Source organism: Cryobacterium sp. Hh38 (assembly GCF_004403235.1).
Classification (GTDB): domain Bacteria; phylum Actinomycetota; class Actinomycetes; order Actinomycetales; family Microbacteriaceae; genus Cryobacterium; species Cryobacterium levicorallinum.
The window spans coordinates 31,288-56,719 of the sequence record NZ_SOHD01000029.1; the positions used below are offsets into that span (position 1 = coordinate 31,288).

General features: G+C 66.4%; 26 protein-coding genes and 1 other RNA gene. 12 read left to right on the forward strand and 15 right to left on the reverse strand.

All coding sequences use genetic code 11. From position 1 onward, the window contains the following. Window positions 1-11 precede the first annotated feature (11 nt). The 7 genes from E3T41_RS10640 (at window position 12) to E3T41_RS10665 (ending at window position 4,090) form a co-directional block, all read left to right on the forward strand. A complete protein-coding gene (locus E3T41_RS10640; protein WP_134478518.1) occupies window positions 12-944 on the forward strand; it encodes a type II secretion system F family protein in 933 nt (310 codons plus the stop codon). Between the two features lie 44 nt (window positions 945-988). Beyond that, complete coding sequence (locus E3T41_RS17945; RefSeq protein WP_166787485.1) at window positions 989-1,165, forward strand: hypothetical protein; 177 nt, start codon at window positions 989-991, stop codon at window positions 1,163-1,165. A 7-nt stretch (window positions 1,166-1,172) separates the two neighbouring features. Next, window positions 1,173-1,595 (forward strand): TadE/TadG family type IV pilus assembly protein, encoded by a 423-nt coding sequence (locus E3T41_RS10645; RefSeq protein ID WP_233195323.1) that lies wholly within the window; start codon window positions 1,173-1,175, stop codon window positions 1,593-1,595. Next, complete coding sequence (locus E3T41_RS10650; protein ID WP_092449365.1) at window positions 1,570-2,043, forward strand: hypothetical protein; 474 nt, start codon at window positions 1,570-1,572, stop codon at window positions 2,041-2,043. The genes E3T41_RS10645 and E3T41_RS10650 overlap by 26 nt, the downstream gene beginning before the upstream one ends. Beyond that, window positions 2,040-2,486 carry a pilus assembly protein TadG-related protein gene (locus E3T41_RS10655; protein ID WP_092449363.1) on the forward strand — a complete coding sequence of 149 codons (447 nt, stop codon included), beginning with the start codon at window positions 2,040-2,042 and terminating at the stop codon, window positions 2,484-2,486. Before E3T41_RS10650 ends, E3T41_RS10655 begins: the two co-directional genes overlap by 4 nt. 351 nt (window positions 2,487-2,837) lie before the next feature. Continuing rightward, window positions 2,838-3,122: a hypothetical protein gene (locus E3T41_RS10660; protein ID WP_104132650.1), complete on the forward strand. Its 285-nt coding sequence runs from the start codon at window positions 2,838-2,840 to the stop codon at window positions 3,120-3,122. Window positions 3,123-3,205: 83 nt separating this feature from the next. Then, window positions 3,206-4,090 (forward strand): DMT family transporter, encoded by an 885-nt coding sequence (locus E3T41_RS10665; RefSeq protein ID WP_241979031.1) that lies wholly within the window; start codon window positions 3,206-3,208, stop codon window positions 4,088-4,090. A gap of 74 nt (window positions 4,091-4,164) precedes the next feature. Here E3T41_RS10665 and E3T41_RS10670 read toward each other — a convergent pair whose 3' ends face one another. From E3T41_RS10670 to E3T41_RS10680, 3 genes are read right to left on the reverse strand one after another with little or no spacing between them, the layout of a single operon-like run. Beyond that, window positions 4,165-4,821, reverse strand: coding sequence for a pentapeptide repeat-containing protein (locus tag E3T41_RS10670; RefSeq protein WP_092449357.1), 657 nt, complete (start codon window positions 4,819-4,821; stop codon window positions 4,165-4,167). Between the two features lie 2 nt (window positions 4,822-4,823). Next, a complete protein-coding gene (locus tag E3T41_RS10675; RefSeq protein WP_092449355.1) occupies window positions 4,824-5,261 on the reverse strand; it encodes a nitroreductase family deazaflavin-dependent oxidoreductase in 438 nt (145 codons plus the stop codon). A 55-nt stretch (window positions 5,262-5,316) separates the two neighbouring features. Continuing rightward, a complete protein-coding gene (locus tag E3T41_RS10680; protein ID WP_092449353.1) occupies window positions 5,317-6,606 on the reverse strand; it encodes an MFS transporter in 1,290 nt (429 codons plus the stop codon). Between the two features lie 185 nt (window positions 6,607-6,791). Here E3T41_RS10680 and prfB point away from each other — a divergent pair, with 185 nt between their 5' ends. The 5 genes from prfB to ssrA all read left to right on the forward strand — a co-directional run bounded on the left by prfB (window position 6,792) and on the right by ssrA (window position 11,067). Beyond that, entirely contained in the window at window positions 6,792-7,904 is a 1,113-nt protein-coding gene (gene prfB, locus E3T41_RS10685) for a peptide chain release factor 2 (protein WP_092449351.1), read from the forward strand. A 76-nt stretch (window positions 7,905-7,980) separates the two neighbouring features. Continuing rightward, window positions 7,981-9,075 (forward strand): cell division ATP-binding protein FtsE, encoded by a 1,095-nt coding sequence (gene ftsE, locus E3T41_RS10690; protein ID WP_092449349.1) that lies wholly within the window; start codon window positions 7,981-7,983, stop codon window positions 9,073-9,075. Then, window positions 9,072-9,986, forward strand: a complete 915-nt coding sequence (ftsX, locus tag E3T41_RS10695) for a permease-like cell division protein FtsX (RefSeq protein WP_134478520.1) — start codon at window positions 9,072-9,074, stop codon at window positions 9,984-9,986. Before ftsE ends, ftsX begins: the two co-directional genes overlap by 4 nt. Before the next feature lie 113 nt (window positions 9,987-10,099). Beyond that, the gene (gene smpB / locus E3T41_RS10700; RefSeq protein ID WP_092449344.1) at window positions 10,100-10,576 is read left to right on the forward strand and encodes an SsrA-binding protein SmpB; all 477 of its coding nucleotides are present in this window, start codon (window positions 10,100-10,102) and stop codon (window positions 10,574-10,576) included. A gap of 116 nt (window positions 10,577-10,692) precedes the next feature. Beyond that, window positions 10,693-11,067: a transfer-messenger RNA gene (ssrA, locus tag E3T41_RS10705) on the forward strand. A 77-nt stretch (window positions 11,068-11,144) separates the two neighbouring features. Here ssrA and E3T41_RS10710 read toward each other — a convergent pair. The 12 genes from E3T41_RS10710 to E3T41_RS10765 all read right to left on the reverse strand — a co-directional run bounded on the left by E3T41_RS10710 (window position 11,145) and on the right by E3T41_RS10765 (window position 25,393). Then, entirely contained in the window at window positions 11,145-11,876 is a 732-nt protein-coding gene (locus E3T41_RS10710; protein ID WP_134478522.1) for a PIG-L deacetylase family protein, read from the reverse strand. Between the two features lie 169 nt (window positions 11,877-12,045). After that, the gene (locus tag E3T41_RS10715) at window positions 12,046-13,272 is read right to left on the reverse strand and encodes an XdhC/CoxI family protein (RefSeq protein WP_104132643.1); all 1,227 of its coding nucleotides are present in this window, start codon (window positions 13,270-13,272) and stop codon (window positions 12,046-12,048) included. Window positions 13,273-13,301: 29 nt separating this feature from the next. Continuing rightward, entirely contained in the window at window positions 13,302-14,078 is a 777-nt protein-coding gene (locus E3T41_RS10720) for an SRPBCC family protein (protein ID WP_092449337.1), read from the reverse strand. 19 nt (window positions 14,079-14,097) lie between these two features. After that, window positions 14,098-15,432, reverse strand: a complete 1,335-nt coding sequence (locus E3T41_RS10725; protein WP_241991127.1) for a VWA domain-containing protein — start codon at window positions 15,430-15,432, stop codon at window positions 14,098-14,100. A 13-nt stretch (window positions 15,433-15,445) separates the two neighbouring features. Then, window positions 15,446-16,351 carry a MoxR family ATPase gene (locus E3T41_RS10730; protein WP_241991128.1) on the reverse strand — a complete coding sequence of 302 codons (906 nt, stop codon included), beginning with the start codon at window positions 16,349-16,351 and terminating at the stop codon, window positions 15,446-15,448. Between the two features lie 36 nt (window positions 16,352-16,387). After that, a complete protein-coding gene (locus E3T41_RS10735; RefSeq protein ID WP_241991129.1) occupies window positions 16,388-17,392 on the reverse strand; it encodes an XdhC family protein in 1,005 nt (334 codons plus the stop codon). Between the two features lie 10 nt (window positions 17,393-17,402). After that, window positions 17,403-19,796, reverse strand: coding sequence for an aerobic carbon-monoxide dehydrogenase large subunit (locus tag E3T41_RS10740; RefSeq protein WP_134478528.1), 2,394 nt, complete (start codon window positions 19,794-19,796; stop codon window positions 17,403-17,405). After that, a complete protein-coding gene (locus E3T41_RS10745) occupies window positions 19,793-20,296 on the reverse strand; it encodes a (2Fe-2S)-binding protein (RefSeq protein ID WP_104132640.1) in 504 nt (167 codons plus the stop codon). Before E3T41_RS10745 ends, E3T41_RS10740 begins: the two co-directional genes overlap by 4 nt. A gap of 13 nt (window positions 20,297-20,309) precedes the next feature. Continuing rightward, the gene (locus tag E3T41_RS10750) at window positions 20,310-21,269 is read right to left on the reverse strand and encodes a xanthine dehydrogenase family protein subunit M (protein ID WP_241991130.1); all 960 of its coding nucleotides are present in this window, start codon (window positions 21,267-21,269) and stop codon (window positions 20,310-20,312) included. Window positions 21,270-21,345: 76 nt separating this feature from the next. After that, complete coding sequence (locus E3T41_RS10755) at window positions 21,346-22,533, reverse strand: TerC family protein (protein ID WP_104132639.1); 1,188 nt, start codon at window positions 22,531-22,533, stop codon at window positions 21,346-21,348. A gap of 124 nt (window positions 22,534-22,657) precedes the next feature. Next, a complete protein-coding gene (locus E3T41_RS10760; RefSeq protein ID WP_134478529.1) occupies window positions 22,658-24,190 on the reverse strand; it encodes a CYTH and CHAD domain-containing protein in 1,533 nt (510 codons plus the stop codon). Between the two features lie 39 nt (window positions 24,191-24,229). Then, window positions 24,230-25,393 (reverse strand): globin domain-containing protein, encoded by a 1,164-nt coding sequence (locus E3T41_RS10765; RefSeq protein ID WP_134478531.1) that lies wholly within the window; start codon window positions 25,391-25,393, stop codon window positions 24,230-24,232. Window positions 25,394-25,432: the final 39 nt, after the last annotated feature.

Sequence of the window (25,432 nt, forward strand, 5' to 3'; positions counted from 1 at the left end):
GGGTGCAGGCCATGAGCGCGAGCCTGGGCTGGGCCGTCCTCTGCGGCAGCGGTCTCGGTGTGGGGCTGTGGTCGCTCGTGAGCCTGACGCCGCGGCTGACCCGGCCCCGTCTGATCGATCGGGTCGTGCCGTACATTCTCGACGTCTCCGCCGAAGCCCGCAGCATCGTCGCCCGAAAAACCGTCAACCCGATTCCTGTGCTGGGCAGCCTGTTTGCGCCGCTGTTCGGGGCGCTCACCCGCGGGTTGTCGAACCTGCTCGGCGGCAGCGAGTTCATCGCGCGCCGGCTCCACCAGTCAGGCTCGGCGAAGACCGCGCTGGAGTTTCGCTCGGTGCAACTGGTCTGGGCGCTTCTCGCCTTTGCCGCCGGCACGGTGATCACCATCGTCACCCTGCCGGAACTGCCGTGGCCGGCGCGCGTGGTAGTGCCGTTCGTGGCGGGAATCGGTGGCGCCGTGTTGCGGGACTGGCTCCTGCAACGGGCCGCCACCGCCCGGTTGGCCCGCATGCGCAGCGAGTTGCCGACCATTCTCGAATTTCTCACCCTGTCGCTGTCGGCGGGGGAAGGCATCCTGGATTCGATCCGGCGGGTGTCCCGCACGAGTTCGGGGGAGCTGTCGCGAGAATTCGCGGGGGTGATCACCGAGGTGCACGCGGGGGTACCGCTCGGGGTGGCGCTCTTGGCGCTGTCGCGGAGCATCCAGTTGCCGGAGGTGACCCGATTTGTCGATCAGGTCACCGGTGCTCTCGACCGGGGCTCGCCGATCGCCGAGGTGTTGCGCGCGCAGGCCCAGGATTCCCGCGACCAGACGAAACGCTCGCTACTCGAGATAGCCGGCAAGAAGGAAGTTGCCATGCTCGTGCCGCTGGTTTTTCTGATTTTGCCGATGACCGTTCTATTCGCTGTATTTCCCGGCCTGGTTGTTCTGCAGTCCGGCTTCTAAACGCACTGCCCGGTACCGTTCCGCTCACCAGAAAAGAGAATGCCATGTCCCGAATCATGCTTCGCCTAAAGGGTCTGCTCCGCGACGAGACGGGTGACGTGCCCGGTTGGGTGCTGATCACGCTCATGACGGCCGGTTTGGTTTTGATCATCTGGGGGCTCGCCGGTCCGGCCCTCAGCGGGGTCTTCCAGCAGGCCATGGATCGCGTCAGCAGTTTCTGACCGACCCATGCATAAGCGGATGCGGCGGCTCGCCTGGTTGCGCCTTCACGAGTTGCGCGACGAGGCGGGTAGCGCCGTGGCCGAGTTTGTCATGGTGGTGTCGTTGCTGACCTTTCTCACGCTCATGGTCATGCAGCTGGCGCTCGCGCTGCACATTCGCAACACTGTGCTCGATGCCGCGGCCGAGGGCGCCCGCTATGCCACACTCGCCGATAGCAGCCTGCCCGCCGGAGCTGCGCGAACGCGCGATCTGATCACGACCGCCATCGGATCGACCTATGCCACCGATGTGGTCGCTCGCTACGGCACCCGTGCCGACTACCCGAGCGTCGAAGTGCGGGTGGTGGCGCCGCTGCCACTGATGGGCCTGCTCGGTGCCCCGCGCGGACTGGAGGTGGTCGCGCATGCCGCGGTCGAAACGCTGGAGTAGTCGCTCCGGGGCGCCTGGAAGTGAGGCCGGTTCGGCCTCGCTGGAATTCATCACGGCGGGAATGATCCTGCTGGTTCCGCTGGTCTACCTCGTGCTCGCCCTGTCGTCGTTGCAGGGCGGTGCGCTCGCCGTGGAGGGAGCCGCGCGGCAGGCAGCCAGGGTCTACGTGCAGGCGCCGGACCAGGCCACGGCGACCGAGCGCGCTCGGCGCGCCGTGGCCTTCGCGCTCGAAGACTACGGACTGGATGCCGGAGATGCCGAGGTGCAGATCGAGTGCTCCGGTGGGCCGAGCCGATGCCTCACCCGCCAGGCTCTCGTGACGGTCACCGTGCGCATCGGCATCGCCCTGCCGCTCGTGCCCGACCTGCTCGCGCTCGAGCAGAGCGCGAGCGTGCCGATGACCGCGGCATCGACGCAGATCGTGTCCCGATTTGGCGGCCTCGAATGAGCGGGCGCCTGCCGCACGCCGGGGCCGAAGACGGGTCGACCCTGCTGCTCATCATCTTCTACGGCTTCCTCGCCCTGAGCCTCGTGCTCGTGGCACTCTCAGCGACGTCGCTTTACCTCGAGCACAAGCGGCTGCTGAGCCTCGCCGACGGGGCGGCGCTCGCCGGGTCCGAGGCCTTCACCCTCGGCGAGGTGCAGGTCGGCATGGTGGGCCCTCGGCCGCAGCTGCGCTCCGATGACGTGTCGGCCGCGGTGGACGAGTACCTGCGCCTCGTTCCCCATCCCTCGTTCGAGGCGCTCGGCGTGACGAGCGCGGCATCCGCTGATGGGCAGAGCGCGTCGGTGACCCTGCGGTCGTGGTGGCGCCCACCCGTGCTCACCCTCGTGGTTCCCGACGGGGTGCCGCTTGAGGTGACGGTGGTGTCCCGGGCTGTGTTCCACTAGCAGCGTCCCCTTCCGCGAGAGCGGGATAATTGCTGCCTCAGCACCCGTGAAGCAACACATTTCCCGCTCTCGAGGGAGATGGCCGGGGTAGGCGGGGAGCGCCCACAAAGGCGCACTAGCTTTTTCAGGATGGAAGCGTACTATGCACAGACACGTAGCCGACACGTAGCCGACACGGAGGCCTCTTACCCGTAGGAGGCATCACATTTTTACGCAGTCGAAACTCGTTCCAGCCCCGGTCCCCGGTTGGTAGTGCTGGCGACCTCGGGTCGTCGTTCAACCGGGCTGGTCGCCACCGGTTGACGTGGCCCAGCATGGCGGCTGAGAATTACCGAGAACGGCTGTTAATTCATGGATGCATTACTAGACCGACACGAAGTCGATGAGCACAGTGTGGAGCAGCTCGACTTCGAGTCTCTTCTCCCCTGCGAGGGAGTGCATCACTACCGCGGATTGAGCGGTCACGATCCGGCCGAATCGGGTGGCTTCATGGTGATCTCGCCGTGCTGTGGGCCCAAGGTCATCCAATGCTCCTCCCGGGTCGACGCGATGCGCGTGTCCGGAGTGCTCTACTGCGGTGCCTGCCAGCACGAACATTTGACCAGCGAATACACCTTCGTTCCGCTGCAGCCCTAGGCCGCGGTCGTCCGCGCATGCTCAGAGCGGATGCCGCGCGCGGTACCCTCGCTAGGTGCCCTGACGGCGCCGACAGGAGTAGTGTGCGTACCAAGCGGGGGCAGTGGAAGGGTGCGGGAGCTCAACTCGCCACCGAAGTCAGCATCAATTTCGGTTCGTCGCTGGCCGGACTGCTCATTCCCCTCGTCGGCTCGCCGGTCGTCGTCGCGGCCCGACAAATCGTCATGGTCATCGTCGTGCTGCCGCTGGCGCGGCCCAGGCTCAAGAACCTGACCTGGAGCCGCATCTGGCCGCCGCTTGCCCTCGGCGTCGTGCTCGCCGTGATGAATCTCAGCTTCTACCAGGCCGTGAGCATGCTCGGGCTGGGCGTTGCGGCGACCATTGAATTTCTCGGCCCGTTCGCTCTCGCCCTCGTTACCAGCCGCCGCATCCTGGACTTCGTGTGCGCCGCGGCCGCCGCCGGGGGTGTGTTTCTGTTGACCTGGTCGGACGGCACGCTCGACCTGCTCGGCATTGCGCTCGCCCTGACCGCAGCGGCTTCCTGGTTTTGCTACATCCTGCTGACCCGCAGGGTGGCGACCGAATTTGCCGGCCTTGAGGGTATCTCCATTGCCAGCCTGGTCAGCCTCGTGATCGTGGTGCCGTTCGCCGTGCTCACCCTCGACCTGTCGGCGTTCACCTGGGGCGTTGTCGGGTTGCTCCTGCTCGTCGGAGTGGTTTCCTCGGCCTTCCCGTACACACTCGACACGTACATTCTGCGGCGGATCAGCCCTCGGCTGTACGCGATCATCACAAGCTTCGGCCCGGTGATCGCGGCCGGGTTCGGCGCGCTCGTGCTCGGCGAGACCTTCACGCTGCTGCAGCAGATCGCGATCGTCGTGGTCTGCGTGGCCGCCGGGGCTGCGATCGCGACCCAGCGCGACCAGCCGAAGTCCGACCTCGAGCTGACCGCGGTCGCGATTCCCTGACGCGGCGACCCCGCGCGGGCGGCCGTACGAGGCCGGCCCGGGCATCCGCTTATCGAGCGGCGTCGAGGCCCTGCTTATTCGACGCGCAGGCCGAGGTGGGCGGCGAGAAGCGGCGCCAGCATGCCGAGCTGGGCATCGTCGATCGTGGCACCGCGCAGGCCCTCGAGGCCGTGGACGGCCGAGAAGTCACTCGAGCGCAGGTCGACGTCCTTGAGCTTGGCGCCGCCGACATCGAGGGTGCCGATGCGGCAGTTCTGCAGTTCGAGGCGCTGCACGGTGGCGCTGCCGAGGTCGAGCTCGTCGATAATGCAGTTGCTCAGCAGCACATCGGTCAGGGTCGCGTTGCGCAGATTTACGAAATCGAGCTTCGACCCGTCGATGTGCACCGAGCGCAGCGTCGCCTCGTAGGCCTCGACCGAGCCGAGTCGGGCGTGGTTGAGCTGCACGTCACGCCAGTTCGAGCGCGGCGCGCTGAACACCGGGGCGTGCAGATCAGTGGCGAGACATTCCGAGAAGGATGCTCCGCGCAGCTTGGTCTCATGCAGCGAGACTCCCGCAAATTCACACTCCCCGAAGGTGATACCGGTCAGGTCGCGGCCGTCGAGGTTCACGCCGGTGTAGCGCTCGGCCTCGCGACCGTCGCCGGAGCAAAGCTGCGCCCCGTCGTCGTCGGCGAGGTCGGGCAGCGTGATGCGGTCGATCGACGCCTTGCGGGTGGCTGCTTTCGCCACCTTTATTCGATGGGTTCGAGCACGAAAACCGGAATCTTCCGCTCGGTCTTGACCTGGTAGGCGGCGTAGTCGGGGAACGCTGCCACGGCGCGCTCCCACCAGACGGCCTTTTCGTCGCCGGTGATCTCGCGGGCGCGCATGTCCCACTTCTCGGGCCCGTCTTGCAGCTCCACCTCGGGGTGCGCGATGACGTTGGCGTACCAGACCGGGTTTTTGGGGCTGCCACCGAGCGAGGCGACAGCGGCATAGTGGCCGTCGTGTTCGACGCGCATGAGCGGTGCCTTGCGCAACTTGCCGCTCTTGAGGCCGACGGTGGTGAGTACGATCACGGGCATGTCACGCAGAGTCGTGCCCTCGGTTCCGCCGGACTTCTCGTACAGGTCGACCTGGTCGCGCACCCACTGGGCGGTGCTTGGCTCGTATTCTCCGATGAGGGGCATATTTGGCCCAACGCGCGAGCCGCCGAGAACATTCCACCCGGTCAGGTTCGCCCTGTCAGAGCAGGCGGCCGGGGCGATGCGGGGCGTAGCGCGGAATGTAGCGGCGCAGCAGCACCGCGCCGCAGAGGCCAATTGCCCCCATGACGCCGCTGGCGACCGAGAGCGAGACCAGGGCGGTGATGCCGGCGACCGCCAGGGGAGCTGCGGCACTGCCGAAGTCGGCAGTGAACCGCCAGGCGCCCAGGAACGGTGCGGGATTCGGCCGCGGAGCGAGGTCGGCGCCGAGCGTCATCAGCAGGCCGCTGCCGACCCCGTTGGCGAGCGAGAGGAACATGGCCACGCCGATGAACCACCCCACGTTGCTCGGCAGGTCGTGGGTGAACGCGAGTGCCAGGTGGCCGGCACCGAGGCCGATCATCGAGGGCAGCGCGCTCCAGATGCGGCCGAACCGGTCCATGATCTGGCCGCTGACATAGAACAGGGCGAAGTCGATGCCGCCGGCGATGCCGATGATCAACGCCGTGTCGGGGGCGCTGATGCCGATACTGACCGCCCAGAGTGGCAGCATCACCGTGCGGCTGGCCCGCATCGCACCGATCAGACCGGCGCCCGTACCGAGCCGCAAAAGCACTCCGCGGTGACTCCAAATGGTCTGGAACAATCCCTGCACCGGCACGGCCGGTCGCGCCGTTCCGGTGCTGCTGATCGCGCCGGTGCTCGTGTCGGTGGCGTCGAATATGGTCGTATCAGCGGAGGGAGTGGCAAAGGTTTTCGACGGGTCTGGCAACAACAGCAGCGTCGCTGATGCGGCGACGCAGCAGATGATGAACACCCAAAACACGGCCTGCGTACCACCGGTGAGGTGAATCAGGCCGGCCGAGAGAAAGGGGCCGACAAACCAGCCGGCTCGAAACACGCCGCCGAGGGTCGACAGCGCGCGGGCCCGGTAGACCAGCGGCACATAGTTGGTCATGAAGGCATGCCGGGCGAGCGCAAAAATGGCTGTGGCGAGGCCCACCAGAAAAATGCCGAGACCGAGCACGAGTGGGTTGGGAGCGACAATGCAGACGATCACTGCACCGATGGTGAGAGCGGATGCCCAGATCATCGCGTTCCGTTCCCCGATGCGCGAGACGATCCAGCCGCTGGGAATATCGCCGACCAGCTCACCGAGCATGACCATCGCTGCAATCACACCGGCAATGGCCAGGGATGCACCGAGGTCAGTCGCAACCAGGGGAATCAGCGGGATAATCGCGCCCTCGCCGATCGAGAACAGCAGGGTCGGTAGGAACGCGACCAGGGCGACCGAGCGCAGGCTGAAGGGGCGCTCGTGGTTGCTCATCGGTTCGATGCTACTCGCAGTGCAATCCCGACCGTGCTATCCCGACCCGTGCTGCTCAGACCCATGCGATCCCGCCCCTGTAATCCGGCACGTGCGATCCCGACCGTGTTTTCCGGAGTGCTGTTCGAGTGGTGCGCCCACCAGCTCGGCAGCACCGCGCCTTCGCCCGGTAGGCTGAACAGAACATGATTGACTTGGATTTCTCAGTACAGATCGCCGCGCTGCGGACCACGTTTGGCGACATCCGCTCGGTGATCGACATTGATCGACTGCGCGCGGAGATTGACGACCTCAGCGGCGAGGCCGGTATGCCCGACTTGTGGGACGACACCGAGCACGCCCAGAAGGTGACGAGCGACCTCAGCCACCGGCAGTCGCAACTGGCCCGCATCGAAAGCATCGAAGTCCGCCTCGATGACCTCGAGGTGCTCGTGGAGATGGCCAATGACGGCCAGGGTGACCAGGAACTGGCCGACGAGGCCGGCGTCGAACTCGTCAGCCTGCAGAAGCTGCTCGGCGAGCTCGAAGTGCAGACCCTGCTCAACGGCGAATTCGACGAACGCAACGCCGTCATCACCATTCGCGCCGGCGCCGGGGGAGTGGATGCCGCCGACTTCGCCGAAATGTTGCTGCGCATGTACCTGCGCTACGCCGAACAGCACGACTACCGCACGACCGTGCTCGACATCAGCTACGCCGAAGAAGCCGGCATCAAGAGCGCGACCTTCGAGGTCGATGCCGCCTACGCCTTCGGCACGCTCAGCGTCGAGGCCGGAACCCACCGCCTGGTACGGATGAGCCCGTTCAACTCGGCCGGCAAGCGCCAGACCTCATTCGCCGCGGTCGAGGTGGTGCCTTTGATCGAACAGACCGAGTCTATAGAGGTGCCCGACGGCGATATTCGAGTGGATGTCTTCCGCTCGAGCGGCCCTGGCGGCCAGTCGGTCAACACCACCGACTCCGCCGTGCGCATCACCCACCTGCCCACCGGCACCGTGGTGAGCTGCCAAAACGAGAAGAGCCAGATTCAGAACCGGGCCGCCGCCATGCGCGTGCTGCAGTCCCGGCTGCTGGTACTCGAGCGCGAGAAAGAGGCCGCGACCAAGAAAGAGCTCGCCGGCAACATCACCGCGAGCTGGGGCGACCAGATGCGCAGCTACGTGCTCGCGCCCTACCAAATGGTCAAGGACCTGCGCACCGAGTACGAGGTGAACAACCCCAGCAACGTCTTCGATGGTGACCTGGACGGTTTCATTTCGGCCGGCATCCGCTGGCGCAAGAAAGCCCCCGAAGACTAAACGGATGCTGAGCCTTCCCCCTCTCGGGTATGTCGCAGTAGGGAAAACGCCAGCGGGTGCCTAGGCTCTAAGAGCTATGATCCGCTTTGATCACATAACCAAGAAGTATCCCGGCACCTCTCGGCCGGCCCTGAACTCGATCGACGTCGAGATTTTGCGAGGCGAATTCGTCTTTCTGGTCGGCGCCTCCGGATCGGGCAAATCGAGCTGTCTGCGGCTCGTGCTCAAGGAGGAGAAGCCGACCAGCGGCAGCATCCACGTGCTCGGGCAAGACCTGCGCTCGATCTCCAACCGCAAGGTGCCCTACTTTCGCCGCAACATGGGCGTGGTCTTTCAGGACTTTCGGCTGTTGCCGAACAAGACGGTCTTCGACAATGTCGCGTTCAGCCTGCAGGTCATCGGCAAGAGCCGTGGCTTCATTCAGGAAGCCGTGCCCGACACCCTGAAGATGGTCGGCCTGGCCGAGAAGGCCCAGCGCCTGCCGCACGAACTCTCCGGTGGTGAGCAGCAGCGCGTGGCCATTGCCCGCGCCATCGTGAACAAGCCCCAGATTCTGCTGGCCGATGAGCCCACCGGAAACCTCGACCCCACCACGAGCGCCGAAATCATGGCACTGCTCGCGAGCATCAACGCGGGCGGCACCACCGTGATCATGGCCACCCACGAGGCCGGCATCGTGGACAAGATGCAGCGCCGCGTGATCGAACTGGTCAACGGCGAGATCGTGCGGGATGAACGCCAGGGCGGCTACGCCACCGCGTCCATCCCGACCATCGTGCCGTCGTCTGAAGCGGATGCCGCAGCGAGCGACCCCGTGCCGGTCGCGTCGGCCGCCGTCGCAGCGCGGGCCGCGGCTCAACCCTCGTTGACGCATCCGTCGGCGCCGGTTCCCGAAACCTCCGTGTCCCTGCACCAGGCGGCGGCAGCTGCGGTTGCAGCGGCGGCCGCGTCGGTTGTTCCGACACCGTTTGAGTCGGCTCCTGCGGCCGAATCTCCTGCTGCAGAGGAGGCCGGTCCCGCCGTGGCCACGCCATCGATGGCGCGCCCGGTTCTTCCGGTCGCCCCGAACGACGCCCCCGAACAGCTCACCCTCGCCGAGAAACTCGGCCTGCGGGCGCCGGGCGAGAAACCCGACCAAACCGGCGAACAGAACGTGGGGCCCAACCGATGAGGCTCGGACTGGTGCTCTCCGAGGCCGCGAACGGTCTGCGACGCAACGCATCCATGGTCGTCTCCGTGGTACTCGTGACTTTCATCTCGCTGACCTTCGTCGGCGCGGCCGTACTGATGCAGATGCAGATCGGCCAGATGAAGAACTTCTGGTACGACAAGGCGCAGGTCGGTATCTACATGTGCTCCGACATCTCGCCGGGCGAAACCTGCACCGGCGGCGACGCCTCGGCAGAGCAGATCGCAGCCGTCGAGGCCCAGCTCGAATCGCCGACCCTGGCGCCGTTCGTCGACACCTACTATTTCGAGACGCACGAGCAGGCCTTCGAGAACTTCAAGAAGCAGTTCGCCGGCAACCCGGTGGCCGATTACGTGACCGCGGATCAGTTGAACCAGACCTTCTGGGTCAACCTCCAGGACCCGTCCCAGTCCGCCGTGCTGGTCGAGAGCTTGTCCGGGGTGGCCGGCGTAGAAAACGTCGCTGACCAGCGCAAATACCTGGACCAGATTTTCTCGGTACTCAACGTCGCGAGCTACACCGCCATCGGCATTGCCGGGTTGATGCTGATCGCAGCGGCGCTGCTCATCGCCACGACCATCCGTTTGTCGGCGTTCTCGAGACGCCGCGAACTCGGCATTATGCGACTGGTCGGCGCGAGCAACCGGTTCATTCAAACGCCGTTCATTCTCGAGGGCGTCTTCGCGGCGCTGCTCGGCTCGCTGCTCGCCGGCGTCGCGATTGTGGCGCTGGTGTACTTCTTCGTGCAGGGCTATCTCGGGGCCAGACTCACCGGCTTTGCCCTGGTCGGTATGGATGATGCGCTCGTTGTGGTGCCCATCCTGCTGGTGGTCGGCGCGGTGCTCGCCGCGTTCTCGGCCAACTTCGCGATCACCCGCTACCTCAAGGTCTAAGCGTCAAGCGGATGCCCGCGCGCAGCGACCAGGCGCGGGGCCGGTAGACTGGTGGGCTGTCTGCCGGATCTTTCGGCGGCATCCACTTGACGAATAAGAATTGAGGTGAGCACATGCCCAGGGAACGTGGCGAAAAGGTCGTGGCGACCAACCGCAAGGCCCGACATGACTACCTCATTAGTGACACCTACGAGGCCGGAATGGTCCTGAGCGGCACCGAGGTCAAGTCGCTGCGCGCGGGCCGGGCCACCCTGGTTGACGGCTACGCCTTCATCGAGGGCGGCGAGGCCTGGCTGGATGCGGTGCACATTCCGGAGTATTCCGGCGGCTCGTGGACCAATCACCCGCCGCGCCGCAAGCGCAAACTCCTGCTGCACAAGAAGGAGATCATTAAAATCAGCCACAAGACCAAGGAGGGCGGTTACACGCTCATTCCGCTGCGGATTTACTTCGCGGATGGTCGGGCCAAGGTTGAGATCGCCGTCGCCAAGGGTAAGAAAGAGTACGACAAGCGTCAGACTCTGCGGGAACGCACCGACAAGCGCGAATCGGACCGCGCGATGTCGGCGCAGCGCCACCTCGGCGACTAGGCAACTTCTGTAGTAGTATGGAGGGCTGCACCGAAACTGGTGCAGATTGGTAACTCAACAGCGTGTGACACGAACCCATCGCATGAGCTTTCATTTGGAAAGCGTGTGATGTGTAGGGGGATGATCGGTTTCGACATTGTTTGCGCAATTGTGAGAAGCGGGTCGAGGATGCAGGGTTATCTCGTAAACGATCTCTGCAAAACAATAAGTGCCAATTCAAAGCGCACTGACTTCGCTCTCGCTGCCTAAGCGAAAGCACTAAAGAAGTCCGCCAGACCGGGAATGCTCTCTACCCGGATCCTGACGCCATTTAGAGAGATTGCTTCTACATTGAGCCACGGGGTGTAGAGGGACTTAAACGAAGGCTGGGCCTGTCGGAGTAGATGCCAGTGGCAAATTCCGGGGCCGAGAAAGCGATTTCACTGGATACACCCGTAGAAGGCATATGACCACAGCAGTGGACCGGGGTTCAATTCCCCGCATCTCCACCACCGGTTCTGTCACACGCTGTTACCGATCCTGAGGCCGCCCATTGGGCGGCCTCATTTGGTTTAAGCGGATGCTATGGTCAGCGCAGGCGCAGGCCGACCGACGGGCGGATGGGTTCGCGCTGGCCGCCGGAGTGCACGATGAAGTCGCCGTCGACACTGAGCTGGCTGGCATGGCAGCGGAGGGCGGCCACGACGGTGGCGCGATAGGCGTCGAGGTCGAACCATTCCGTATCCTCTGTGGGGGAGTGGAGAATCTCGGCGTAGGGGATGGCGAGTGCTCGGCTGGCGGCGAGGGCGGCGTCGTGTACGCGGACGTGGTCCGGGTGGCCGTAGCCGCCGGTTCGGTCGTAGCTGATGACCAGGCTCGGTTGCACGTGCTGGAGAACGGCGACGAGGTCGGTGGTGACCTCGGCGAGCGGAGCTCGGGCGAGGGCATCCGCTGCGGAATCGGCGGCAGGGCCGGCCAGGCCGGGGCGGATCCACTCCATACCGGAGTCGCGGTAGTGGCGCGGCGCGAGCCCGGGCGCGCGGGCCGGTGCCTCGCCGAGCCAGAATCCCTCGTTGATGCCGAGCGTCCGGGCGGCGCGCTCGAGTTCGCGCTCGCGTTCCTCGGCCAGGGCGGCAGTGCCGACGAGCGCCGCGAGCGGCCCCGCGACGACTTCACCGCGTTCACCGCGGGTGGCCGTAACCAGGGTGATGCGGATGCCGCGGCTCGCGAGATACGCGATGAGGCCGCCGGTGCCGATGGTCTCGTCGTCGGGGTGCGCGTGTACGAACAGCACCGACCTGACGGCGTCCAGAATGCTCATCGGGCAGAATCTCGATCGCTCTTCGGCGTGACAGTCGGGGGGACAGCGGATTCGAGAGCCATCCGTCGAGCCTATCGCCGACCGCCCGTGGCGCCCCACGTACGCCATAGGGCAAAAGATGGCACCTCGCGTAACACGCGCTTCGAACTGCGCGCGCTGCCCGGTACAGCTAGCCGCGAAGGACCGTTCGTGAAATGGACGTGCTCCCCGGAGCTTGACTCGATGGCGGCGACGATGGCGGTGGCGGGTTGGGGTCGACGAGGTCGTCATGGTGGACAGAGTCGCCGTGGATGGAGTCGACGAGGGTGTGCAGGGGTTCGTTGCTCCCGCCCCACTGCAGGGAGATGATCTCGGCCGCGATCGAGACCGCTGTCTCCTCCGGCGTGCGGGAGCCGAGATCGAGGCCGATCGGACTGCGCAGCCGGGCCAGCTCGCTATCTGTCACGCCGACCGCCCGCAGTCGTTCCAGCCGGTCGAGGTGGGTGCGGCGGGATCCCATGGCGCCGATATACGCCACCGATGGGCCGTGCAGGGCGGCTTCAAGCAGGGGAACGTCGAATTTCGGGTCGTGGGTGAGCACACAGATGACCGTGCGGGGATCGATGAGGCCGGCCGCGATCTGTTCGCGCAGGTAGCGGTCGGGCCAACTCACCACGACTTCGTCGACCCCGGGAAAGCGGGCGGCGGTGGCGAACACGCCACGGGCATCGCAGACCGTTACCCGGTAGCCGAGAAAGGTTCCGAGCCGGGCCAGAGCGGTGGCGAAATCGATCGCTCCGAAGACCAGCATGCGGGGCCTGGGCGCGTAGCTCGCGAAGAACACCCGCATGCCCTCGCCGCGACGCTCGCCGTCTGGACCGTAGGTCAGAGTCGTGTTGCGGCCGGCGGCGAGCAACCCCTGGGTGTCGTCGCCGATGGCGTGGTTGGCGCGGTCCGATCCGAGATCGCCCGCGAATCCCTGCGGCCGCACCACGAGGTGGCGGCCGATCCAGCCGGCATCCGGATGCTCGATCACCGTGGCGACCCCCACCGGGCGCCCGGCGTCCACATCGTCATACACCCCCTCGAGCAGCGCGAAGGTTCCGCGGGAGACGGGTTCGATGAAGACGTCGAGGATACCGCCGCAGGTCAGCCCCACCGCGAAGGCGTCGTCGTCGCTGATGCCGTAGCGCACGAGTACCGGCACGCCGTCCTCTACGACCTGGGTGGCCAGTTCGTAGACGGCGCCCTCGACGCAGCCGCCAGAGACCGAGCCGGCGACCGTGCCGTCGGCGCTGACCAGCATCGATGCGCCGGCTGGCCGAGGTGCCGACTGGAAGGTGCGCACGACGGTCGCGAGACCCGCCGTCGCGCCGCCCTGCCAGCCAGCGAAGAGGGTAGTGAGAACTTCACGCATGCCGGGCTCCCTTCTGTCGTCGGTCGACTCTAACGGCCGGATGCCCGTCGACCGATTCGGTATGCGATGAACGCTACCGTGGCCAGCAGACCCACAAGTTTCACCGGGTCGCTCAACTGGTCGGCAATGACGCCCTTGACCAAGCTCAGAGCGTCGAGGCTCGGGGCCGGCGCTGCCCGATAGGGCGCGCCGCGATGCCCACCAGCGGGCGCCCCGCGATGGCCGTCTGCCGGAGCCGCGCGCGGTGGCACTGGGCGCGGCGGCACGGCGCTGGGCAGCCGGGCGGGGGCATCCGGCGTGACGTTAGGGAGAGTATCGGCGGCCGGGGCATCCGCTTCACCGTCGGAATCAGCAGCGGCACCGCCCTCGATCAGGTCTTGCAGATTGCCGGCGAACAGCCCCATCATCTGCTCGGTGACGCTGCTGATGACGCCCTTGCCCATGGCCGCCGCCTTGCCGGAGAGGGACAAATCGGCGCTGACCGTGCCCTGGGTGACACCGTCGGTTTCGACCAGAACGAGGGTGACCGTGGCCTGGGCTGTACCCTGACCGCGGGTCTCCTGAGCCTTGCCGGAGAATACGGCCCGGTGTGCCTCGGCGTCGCGCTCGTCGACGTTCATCTGCCCGCGGTACTGCATCGTGACCGGGCCAAGCTTGACCTTCATCCCCACCTGGTAGTTGTCATCGCTGAGTTGGTTGAGAATCTGAGCGCCCGGCACACACCCGGCGACACGTTCGAAGTCCATCAGGGTGTCCCAGACCGTGTCGACGGGGGCGATAACGGTGAAGGTGCTGTCAAGTTGCATCAGGGTGTCCTCTGCTCGGTCAGGTCGGTTGGTGGGAGATTGCTCGTTGATCGGATGCTGGCGGGTCGCCGCGAATCGCGGCCGCCACCTCGGCCAGGGCGGCGTAGCTGTGGCCGCTGACGAAGGCGTCGCAGTAGGGGAGCGCGGCGGCCATGCCGCCGACGAGCGGCCGGTAGTCGACGGCGACCTTGCGCGGGTTCACCCAGATGATGCGGTGCGCGAGTCGGCGCAGGCGTGCCATCTGGGCGTCGACGTCGACTGGGTCGTCCTGCGCCCAGCCGTCCGAGAACACCACGATCACCGCTCCCCGGGCCAGACCGCGTCGCCCGAAATCGTCGATGAATCGACGGATGCTCGCGGCCAGCCGGGTACCGCCGGCCCAGTCCGTCGCGGTGGCGGCCGCCTGCGCGAGTGCCTGGTCCGGGTCGCGGAGCGCGAGCTGACGGGTCAGCCGGGTGAGCTGGGTGGAGAACACGAACGCTTCGGCCCGCGCGCCGGACGCCGCGCCCTGAAGCAGCGACAGGAACACCCGGGTGTAGGGCTCCATCGAGCCCGAAACATCGCAGAGCAGCACGAGTCGGCGCGGCTTCGACCGGCGGCGGGCGTGGTGCAGGGCGATCGGATCGCCCCCGGTACGCTGCGCTGACCGCACGGTGCGGGCCAGATCGAGCCGGTCACGGCTGTGCCGCGACGGATGCCTGCGGCGGCTCAGGCGGGTCGGCGTCGACAGCACGATGCGGGCAACGAGCTCGCGCAGGCGGGCGAGTTCGTCGGGGGCGAGGTCGGCGAATGCCATGTTGTGCAGGTGTTCGTCGCTCGAGGCCAGGGCGAGGATGGCGTCGTGCTCCGGGGCCTCGTTATCGTTGTCGCTCGAGTCGGTGCCGGGCAATGGGGCCGGCGGGCGATCGGCCCCAGGCTCGGGAGCTGCGGCCGGACGATTGGTCGGCGGGGTGGCCTGGGAACGGGTTTCCGAGCCGATCGCCGGGGGAGCATTGGGATCACCGCGGCTTTCGGCCGGGTCGAGTCGACCGTCGAAGACGGCGCTGAACACCGCGTCGAACCGGGCAAGGTGCTGCTGCTGGGAGACGAACACGATCCGGCAGGCCCAGTACAGGGCGGCGCGGTCGGTCGGGGGGACGAGGCGGAGCGCCTCGGCCAGCCGGGCCGCCCGGTCGGGCGACACGGGAAGTCCGGCGCGGTGCAGGGCCGTGCTGAACCCAGCGGCGAGGGCCGCAGCTTCGATCGGCAGGATCCGGCCCTGGGCCGGCGGCTTCGGAAACCTCGGTGAGGCCGACTCGATGTCGCGCTGACGCGCGTCGGGCTTGCTGGTGCCTGGCTCACTTCTGCCGGGCACAGGTGCGCCGCGGTCAGGCACCGGCGGCCTCGACGACCCAGGCGGCCCCGCGAGCGGTAGCGAGATCGAGGTCGTCACGGTTCTTCAGCACGAAACCCCAGGTCTGCTCGACCGCCCGGCCGCTCAGCTGCTCCATGCCGAGCACCCCGAGCGCGCCCACCCAGTCGATGGCCTCGGCGATTCCGGGCGGCTTCACCAGGTCAAGCGAACGCAGGCGGGTGATGGCCTGTGCGGCCTCGGTCGCAATCACCTGTGAACTGCTCGGTACCCGGCGGCGCACGATCTGCGCGATCCGCTCCGGCCCCGGGTAGTCGATCCAGTGATAGAGACAGCGCCGGGTCAGCGCGTCATGCAGATCGCGGGTGCGATTGCTGGTGAGAATCACGATCGGCGGATGCGTGGCCCGCACGGTTCCGAGCTCGGGGATGGTGACCGCAGCCTCGGCGAGCAGCTCAAAGGTGAAGGCTTCAAACTCGGCGTCGGCCCGGTCGATCTCGTCGAGCAGCAGCACGGCCGGCCGCGGGCCCGCGTGCTCGATCGCCTGCAACAGCGGGCGGCGCAGCAGGTAGTCGCGGCCGAACAGCTCGGTCTCGGCCAGTTCAACCCCGCGCGCCTCGGCCAAACGGATGCCGAGCAGTTGCCGCGGGTAATTCCACTCGTACAGTGCCTCCCCGGCCGAGATGCCTTCGTAGCACTGCAGGCGAAACAGTTCGGTGTCGAGCAGTCGGGCGAGTGCCTTGGCGATCTCGGTCTTGCCGACCCCCGGTTCGCCCTCGAGTAGCAGCGGCTGCCGCATGCGGACGGCTAGGAACACCGCGGTTGCGAGCCCGTCGTCGGCCAGATAGTCCTCGGTATCGAGGGCGCGCTGTAGCGCGGCGACATCGGGCACGATCTCGGGCAGAGTCACCAACGCAGCCACCCCCATTGTGAAGTCGGGCGGTTACCGCGCGGGTGCCTACCGCGCGGTCGCATACGGCTCCGGATTCGCCAGAAACGCCTTGCGGCAGCCCGCCGCACAGAAATAGACGGTCTCGCCGTTGTGCTCGACCTGCAGCGTCGACGGCAGCGCGGCCACGGACATGCCGCAGACCGGGTCGATCGCGACGCCGGCGGCCTGCGACTCGGCAGCAGGTGGGTCGGTAGCACGCGCTTTGGCGTCAGGCGGCTCTGCGGCGATCGCCGAATCCGCCGCTCCCGCCACCGCACCGGCACCAGCCGCGCCCACACTAACCGCGCCCACACCAACCGGATGTCCCCGCCCGGCCCGCTCCTGCACCAGCTGCGCCAGAATCGACACCGCAATCTCTCCGGGCGTTCGCGCCCCGAGGTCAAGGCCCGCCGGACTGAACACCCGCGCGCGCTGCTCCGGCGACACGTTGAGCGACGCAAGCACCGCCGCACCGCGCCGGGGACTGGCCACGAGCGCCACGTACGGCACCCCCACAGCCAGCGCCGCCAGCAGCGCGGACTCCTCGTCCCTGCCGTGGGACGCGACGACCAGCGCAGCGTCGCCGGCCTGCGGGGCGGCAGAGGCGCCATCCGTTTGCAGGAGCTCGAAACCGACGAGCGGTGCGAGGGTGGCAAGGGCCGTGGCGTCGGGCGTCGACCCGACCACGATCAGGCGCGGCAGGGGAAGGCGCGGTTCGAGAAAGATCTCGATCGCCCCGCCGCTGACACAGGGGTTGGAAACCTCGACCGCGCCGTCCTCCACCGTGCTCGACGGTACACCGGCCACGACCTTGAGCAGCAGCGGCTGGCGGCTTTCGAGCACCTGCAGGCTGTACAGGCGAACGGATGCCTCCACGCAGGTTCCGCCGACGAAGCCCTCGATCTCGCCGGTCAAGCGCACGAGCGCCGTGTCGCCCGCGTGCGCGCTCGTCGGGCGCACCGCGCGCACCACGGTCGCGTGCACGAACGGTTCGCGGCGCGCCTCGAGCTCCCGCTCCAGCACAGACTTCATCTCGGGCATGCTAAACCGGCGGTCTCGTGCGGCCCTGCATGGCCTCCCAAACCCGGGATGGTGTGCACGGCATGTCCATGTGCACCACGCCGAACGGGGCGAGGGCATCCACGACGGCGTTGACGACGGCCGGCGGTGACCCGACCGTGGCAGACTCACCAACGCCCTTTGCTCCGATCGGGTGGTGCGGCGACGGAGTCACGGTGAAGCCGGTCTCCCAGTCGGGTACCTCCATTGCGGTGGGGATGAGGTAGTCCATGAACGAGCCGCCGAGGCAGTTGCCCTCGTCGTCGAACTCGATGATTTCCATCAGTGCCATGCCGACACCGTCGGTGAGGCCACCATGAATCTGGCCCTCGATGATCATCGGGTTGATTCGGGTGCCGCAGTCGTCGACGGCGATGAAGCGGCGCACCTTGACATGGCCGGTGCCCGGGTCGACGTCGACGACGCAGATATAGGCGCCGAACGGAAAAGTGAGGTTGGGCGGATCGTAGGTGACCTCGGCGTCGAGATTGCCGTCGATACCCTCGGGCAGCGCGACCGTGCCGTGGGCGCCCATCGCGATCTCGGCCATGGTCTTGCCCACGCTCGGATCGCCCTTGACGAACCAGCGGCCCTTCTCCCACTCGAGGTCTTCCGGCCGGGTCTCGAGCATGGCCGCGGCGATGAACCGGGCCTTCTCCCGCACCTTGCGGGCGACGAGCGCCACGGCGGCGCCGCTGACCGGAGTGGACCGGCTGCCATAGGTGCCGAGGCCGAACGGTGTCTGGTCGGTGTCACCGTGCACAACGTCGATGTCTTCCGGGGGGATGCCGATCTCCTCCGCCACGATCTGCGCGAACGTCGTTTCGTGGCCCTGACCCTGGCTTTGCACCGAGATGCGCACGACGGCCTTGCCGGTGGGATGGATGCGCAGTTCGGCGCCGTCCGCCATTCCGAGGCCGAGAATGTCCATGTCCTTGCGCGGTCCGGCACCGACCGTTTCGGTGAAGAATGAGATGCCGATGCCCATGAGCTCACCGCGTTCGCGTTTCTCCTTCTGTTCGCGGCGCAGTTCGTCGTAGCCGGCCATCTTCATCGACAGCCGCATGGTGGGTTCGTAATCGCCCGAGTCGTACTCCCAGCCGGTCTTGTTGGCGTAGGGAAACTGCTCCTTCTTAATGAAGTTTTTCAGGCGCAACTCTGCCGGGTCCATGTCGAGCTTGCGGGCCAGGATATCGACCATCCGCTCGACCAGGTAGACCGCTTCGGTGACCCGGAACGAGCAGGCGTAGGCCACGCCGCCGGGCGCCTTGTTGGTGTACACGCCGGTCACGGTGCAGTGCGCTGCCTGAAGGTCGTAGCTGCCGGTGAAGATGTGAAAGAACCCGGCCGGATACTTGGTGGGCTGGGCGGTGGCGTTGAACGCGCCGTGGTCGGCGAGTACGTTGGTGCGCAGGGCCAGGATCTTGCCGTCCTTGGTCGCCGCGATCTCGCCCTGCATAATGTAGTCCCGGGCGAACGAGGTGCTCATGAGGTTCTCGGAGCGGTCCTCGACCCATTTCACCGGTTTGCCGGTGACGATGGAGCCGACTACGGCGAGAATATAGCCCGGGTAGATGCCGACCTTGTTGCCAAAACCTCCGCCGATGTCGGGGGAGACCACCCGAATCTTGTGCTCGGGAATGCCGGAGACCATCGCGAACAGGGTGCGGTGGGCGTGGGGCGCCTGCGTCGTCTCGTACAGGGTGAGGCGGCCGTCGACGGCATCGAAGTCAGCTACGGCGCCGCAGGTTTCCATCGGCGCCGGGTGCACCCGCGGGTAGACGATCTCCTGCTTCACCACGACGTCGGCGCTCGCGAAGACGGCATCCGTTTCGGCTTTGTCGCCGGCTTCCCAGTCGAAGATGTGGTTGTCGGTGCGGCCCTCGAGGTCGTCGCGAATGACGGGAGCGCCCGGGTCCATCGCCTTGCGGGCGTCGACGACGGGCGGCAGTACGTCGTACTCGACCTGGATCAGTTCGAGGGCGTCGCGGGCGGCGTAGCGGTCGTCGGCGACGACAAAGGCGACCTCCTGGCCCTGGAAGCGCACCTTGTCGGTGACCAGCACGGCCTGCACGTCCATCGAGAGGGTCGGCGCCCAAGCCAGGCCGAGGGCCTGCAGGTCGCTGCCGGTGATGACGGCGTGCACGCCGGGATGGGCGAGCGCCGCGGTGGTGTCGATCGAGACCAGCCGGGCGTGGGCGACGGGAGCGCGCAGGATCGCACCGTGCAACATTCCGGGCAGCACGATGTCGTCGACATAGTGGCCCTTGCCACGCACGAATCGCGGGTCTTCCTTGCGTTGCATACGCCCGTGGCCGATTGGCCGGTCGTGGTCGCCGGCCGCCGGGTTCGACGGGCGGTCTTCGAGGATGGTCATGCGCGCACCTCTTCATCTTCGGTTGTGTCAACGGCGGCAACGAGCGGATGCTCGGCGGCCCACTGAATCGACCGCACGATGGTGGCGTAGCCGGTGCAGCGGCAGATCTGTCCCGAGATAGCCTCGCGAATGTCGAGCGGTTCGGGGTGCGGATTGTGGTCGAGCAGGGCGCGGGCGGTGAGCATCATGCCGGGGGTGCAGAAACCGCACTGCAGGCCGTGCTCCGCCATGAAGCCCTGCTGCACCGGGTCGAGAGTGGCGCCGTCGGCGAGTCCTTCCACCGTCGTGATCGTGTGGCCGTCGGCCATGGCGGCCAGCACGGTGCACGATTTCACCGGCTGGCCGTCCATGAGCACCACGCAGGTGCCGCAATTACTGGTGTCGCAACCCCAGTGCGTTCCGGTGAGCCGCAGGTCGTCGCGAATGAAGTGCACGAGTAGTACGCGCGGTTCGATCTCGCGGGTGACATCGGTGCCGTTGATGGTCAGGCTGATTTGCATGAGGGCTCAACTCCTAGATCGTGATCTCAGAAACGGATGCGGCGGCGCGGCGGCAGGCCGCCCGCAGCACCCTGCGGGTCAGCTCGTCGGCGAGGTGCCGCTTGTAGTCGACCGCTCCGCGCTGGTCGGTGAGGGGGTCGCAGGCGATGGAGGCCAAGCGCCCGGCCTCCGTGAATAGCTCCTCGGTCGGAGCCTGGCCGACCAGCACGGCTTCGACCTCGGTTACATTGCGGTCGAGTCCGACCGCGGTGAGGCCGACGGCCACCTGGCCGATCGTGCCGTCGGACGCGAGGCTGACCGAAGCGCCGGCCGCGGCGACGGCCCAGTCTCCGACTCGTCGTTCGACCTTTTCGTAGGCGCTGCCGGAGCGCTCCCGAATCGGCACGCGCACCTCGATCAGCAGTTCGTTCTGGGCCACCGCGGTCTCGTACGGGCCGCGATGGAATTCGGCCATCGACAGCATCCGCTCACCGGCCGGCCCGCGCACGACGGCGACCGCTTCGAGCACGTGGCACACCGTGGAGAGATCTTCGGCCGGGTCGGCCTGGCAGAGCGAACCGCCGATGGTGCCGCGGTTGCGCACGATCGGGTCGGCGATGACCCGTTCGGCGTCGGTGACGATGGGGAACAGGCGCTGGACGTCGTCGGATTCGAGCAGCGTCGTGTGCCGGGTCATGGCGCCGATGCGCAGCACGTGCTGATCAACGAGCACTCTGTCAATCAGCAAGTAGTCGAGCTCGAACAGGTCGTTGATGTCGATGAGCCAGTCCGGCCGGGCCAGACGCAGTTTCATCATGGGCAGCAGGCTGTGACCGCCGGCGACCACCCGGGACTCGGGCCCGTGACGATCGAGCAGGGCCAGGGCATTTTCGACCGAACTGGCACGAACATAATCGAACGGAGCCGGAATCTGCACGGGCTTCTCCTCACGAAAGAAGGTTCCTTGGCCCCACGCATCATTGCGCGACACCATTGTGTGCCACAGCTTGCTCCCCGCGCCCACCCGCTGTCAATAACGACCTCGGCGAAGTTAGGCGTTCCGGCGCGCTCTACCGGGCCAGATACTCGTCATGCTGCCGATGCGCCTCAGCTACCTGCTCTCGGATGCGGTTGATGTCCTTGGCCTTGTCGCGGTATTTCAGGTCCATGGCCAGGACCTGTTCTTCTTCCGCGGTCAGCATTCGGTAGATCCGCTCGCGCTCGGCCAGATCAGCGGTGTAATCCAGATCGAGGTAGCTGACCGCGTGGCGGCGCGCGTTGTTGATGGCGGTCTGGGCTTTGCCCGCCTTACTCAACAGCGAGGCCACGACGGTGATCGTGAGCGCTCCGATGATGACGCTCAGGGACAGCCCCGTGCTGATTTCCACGACCGGGACCGGTACACCACCGTTGATGAACGGCAGATTGTTCTCGTGGAGCGCGTGGAGCACCAGCTTGACGCCGATGAACGCCAAGACGAACGCCAGGCCGTAGGAGAGGTAAATCAGCCGGTCCAGGAGCCCGTCGATCAGGAAGTACAGCTGGCGCAGTCCCATCAGCGAGAACGCGGTCGCTGTGAAGACAATGTAGACGTTCTGGGTCAGCCCGAAGATCGCGGGAATGGAGTCCAGCGCGAACAGGATGTCCGTACCGCCGATTGCCACCATGACCAACAGCATGGGAGTGAGGGCCTTCTTTCCCTCGTGCATGGTGAACAGCTTGTCGCCGTCGTAGTGGTCGGTGGTGTGAAAGCTCCGCTTGGCCAGGCGGATCATGAAATTATCCGCCTGATTATCGCCGTGTGCTTCGGGCTTGAGCAGATTGCCCGCGGTGATCAGCAGAATCAGGCCGAAGATGTAGAACACCCAGGCGAAGGAATTGATCAGCGCCGCGCCCAGAAAGATGAACCCGGTGCGGGCAATCAGGGAGAAGACGATGCCGAACAGCAACACTTTCTGCTGGTCTTCGCGGGGAACCCGGAAGCTCGCCATGATGATCAGGAAGACAAACAGGTTGTCAACGGACAGCGCCTTCTCCGTGATGTAGCCGGCGAAATATTCCGACCCCATCGTGCTGCCGCCGAAGACCAAGACCAGGATGCCGAAGAGGATGGCCAGGCCGACGTAGATGGAGGACCACACAGCGGCTTCCTTCAGCGAGGGAACGTGCGCCTTGCGAATATGAAAGAAGTAGTCGAAGGCGAGCAAAGCCAGGATGACAACGATGGTGATGACCCAGATGAGGGGTGTAACAGTCATGAACCCTGCTTTCCTAAGGTGGCGGCAGTGAGCTTAGCCCAGTTGCGGATGCTGCGTGACTCTTGGCGGCAAAGTGGCGGCTTGCGGTTGCCCAAGGTTAACCGCTTCGTCCGCGCCCGAGTAATCACGGGCGGTTCTTCCACTCCTGCCAAAACTTCGACTCGGCTACGGCTGCCTTCTGCTGCTCGAGGGCGTGCAGGCGGCCGTAGCTGAAGGTGTTCTCGCCGCGCAGGTAGGCGTCGACCGCGCCGCGCTTGAGCAGGCGCTCGCGGGCGATGACGCTGTCGTGCTGGTTGCCGAGAATGGTTTGAAGTTTCTGGGCGAAGGCACTGACCGTGGCGGCGCGCTTGCGGCTGAGCGGATGCGCCGTCTCAGCCGCATAGCGCAGCCGCTTGGCCCGCTTGCGCACCTCGTGCAGGGCGAGGTCGCGCTCGGCGCCCGGCACGGTTTTCGTGGCGGTTCGCACCGCGCGGCGCAGTTTCTTCCATTCCTTATTGATCAGTGCCGGCACGACCGTGCGTGCTTCCTGCCTGGCCACGGCGGTGAACGGCGGTGAGGTCACGAGCGCCGCGAGGGCATCGAGCAGCCGAAAGTAGCGGTGGCTGTTGAGGGCAATCAGGAGCGCGTGATGCGCCGCGTCGGTGTCAGTATCCGCGCGACTGCCGAGACGCTCGCGAATCGGGCCGAGCAGCAGCCCCTCGGGTTCGCGGTCGAGGTGGCCTGTGAGGCGGCGCTGTATCACCTCTTCGTCGCGGGAGCCGCCCAGAACGGCCCCGAGCCAGGCGAGTTCGCTGCGCAGGTGCGGCACCACGGTCGCATCGAGCAGGGAGTGATAGGTGGCGAGAACCGAGCGCAGCCGCCGAGTGGCGACGCGCAGGGCGTGCACGCTTCCGGCTGTGGCCTGCCGTACCTGGGGATCCTGGGCGCGCAGCACCTCGTACTGTTCGTGCAGGTTCAACACCAAAACGTCGCCGGCCCACCCCGAAGACCGGGGCCGCCGGGGCGCAGCGTCCGGACGCTCGGGAAACCGGTCGCCGAGGGCGCGGGCCAGCTTTGACGCGTGCAGCGACAAGTGGATGCCGCTCGCCGCGAGCATGGACTCCCCGGCGTCGAGCAGGGCGTCCGGACCATCGACGAGTTCGAGCTCCCATTCACGCCAGGCCGTCGTTGCCGGATCGGGGGTGAGACGCTCGGCCTGAACGTGGTCGTCGCAGAGCACCGCGAGGGTCTCGCCGCCCAGGCCGATCAGGGCATGCACCACCCGCTCGGTGTTCAGCCGGGCCACGGGAACGAGCGGGGAGTCACGCACGTGAAACCGCACGAGTTGGGCGAGCGAATCGGGGACGGCATCCGCTTCGCTGTGCCCATTAAAAACGAGTACGTGCTTGCCCAGCGGTGCGTGAATTTCGCGCCGACGCCCGGCATCCAGCGGCAGTTTCAGGTGCCACCCGGCGTCGTCGCCGCCGATGCGGCGACGCAGGGTGACGTGCTGGGCGGTGAGCACAAGATCGGCCGTGTCGAAATAGACGGCCTGAAGATCGTGGGTGACCGGCGCGGCAACCGTCTGCACCCCGGGAAGGTCGTACAACCGGGGCAGCAGCGCCGTTTCGTCGACGTCAAACTTGAGTTCTGTCTCGATGCCGCCGTTAGTATCCACGATTCAGCCTAGCGCGGGACCCGCGCCAGGCTGCCGAGGTCAGACGCCCGCGAGCCAGAGGTCGGGGCCGAAGATCTCGTAGTGGATGCGGTCGGCCGGAACGCCGGACTTTAGCGCCTGGGAGCGGAGGCTCTGCATAAACGGGAGCGGACCGCAGAGATACACCGAGGCGTCCTCCGGGATCGTCACGTTCGCCAGCGACATGAAGCCCTCGTGGTGGCCCTCACTCGGGATCTCCAGCCAGAGTTCGAGTTCGGCCGCCTCCAGCAGGGCGACGTCTTCGTTCATCTGGTCGCGCAGCGCCCAGCGCTCGAGGTTGCTCTCGGCATGCAGTACGAGCACCTCACGCTTTGAGCCGGTGTCTACCAGAGAACGCAGAATCGAGGCGCTGGGCGTGCAGCCGATTCCGGCTGAGGCCAGGACCAACGGGCCGGTGCCCGCATCGAGGGTGATGTCGCCACAGGGCACGGAGAGGATGAGCGTGTCACCGACCTGTACGTCGCGGTGCAGCACGGGGGAGACTTCGCCGTCGGCGTCGAGCTTGGTGGTGAAGACGCGGGTCGTGGACGTGCCGGCCGAGAGCGAATACTGACGCACCTGGCGGATACCGTCGGGCATGACGGCGGTGACGCTGACGTACTGGCCCGGCAGGGCGGGCGTCACGGGAGTGTCGTCGGCCGGTTCAAGGGTGAACGTGACGGCGTCGGTTCCGGCAGCTTCTTTTTTCACAACGATCCAGGGGGCGAGCGGCTTGTCGCTGGCGAGTCCGGCGTAGAGGCCCTTCTCCATCTTGATCAGGGCGTGAGCCATCAACCAGTAGACCTCGGTCCAGGCGGCGGCGATGTCGGCGGTGATGACGTCGCTGAGTTCGTCGGCGATGGCCTCGAACAGGTACTTGTAGACGACGTCGTACTGCTCGGGCGTAATAGAAAGGGAGACGTGCTTGTGGGCGATGCGGGAGAGCATGGCCTCCGGCGTGGTATCAGGGTTCTGCACGAGGTGGGTCGCGAAGACGGCGATGCTGCCGGCGAGGGCCTGCTGCTGCGTGCCGTTCCTCTGGTTGGAGCGGCTGAACAGCCCGTCGAACAGTTCGGGGTGAATGGTGAGCATGCGGTGGTAAAAGTTCTTCGCGATCTGGGGCATCCGCTCGCCGACGAGCGGCAGGGTGGCTTCGATGAAGGGGAGAGACTGGGGCGAGAGCATGAATACTCCTTCTGCGTGGCGACACCCGTTCGTGGGGTC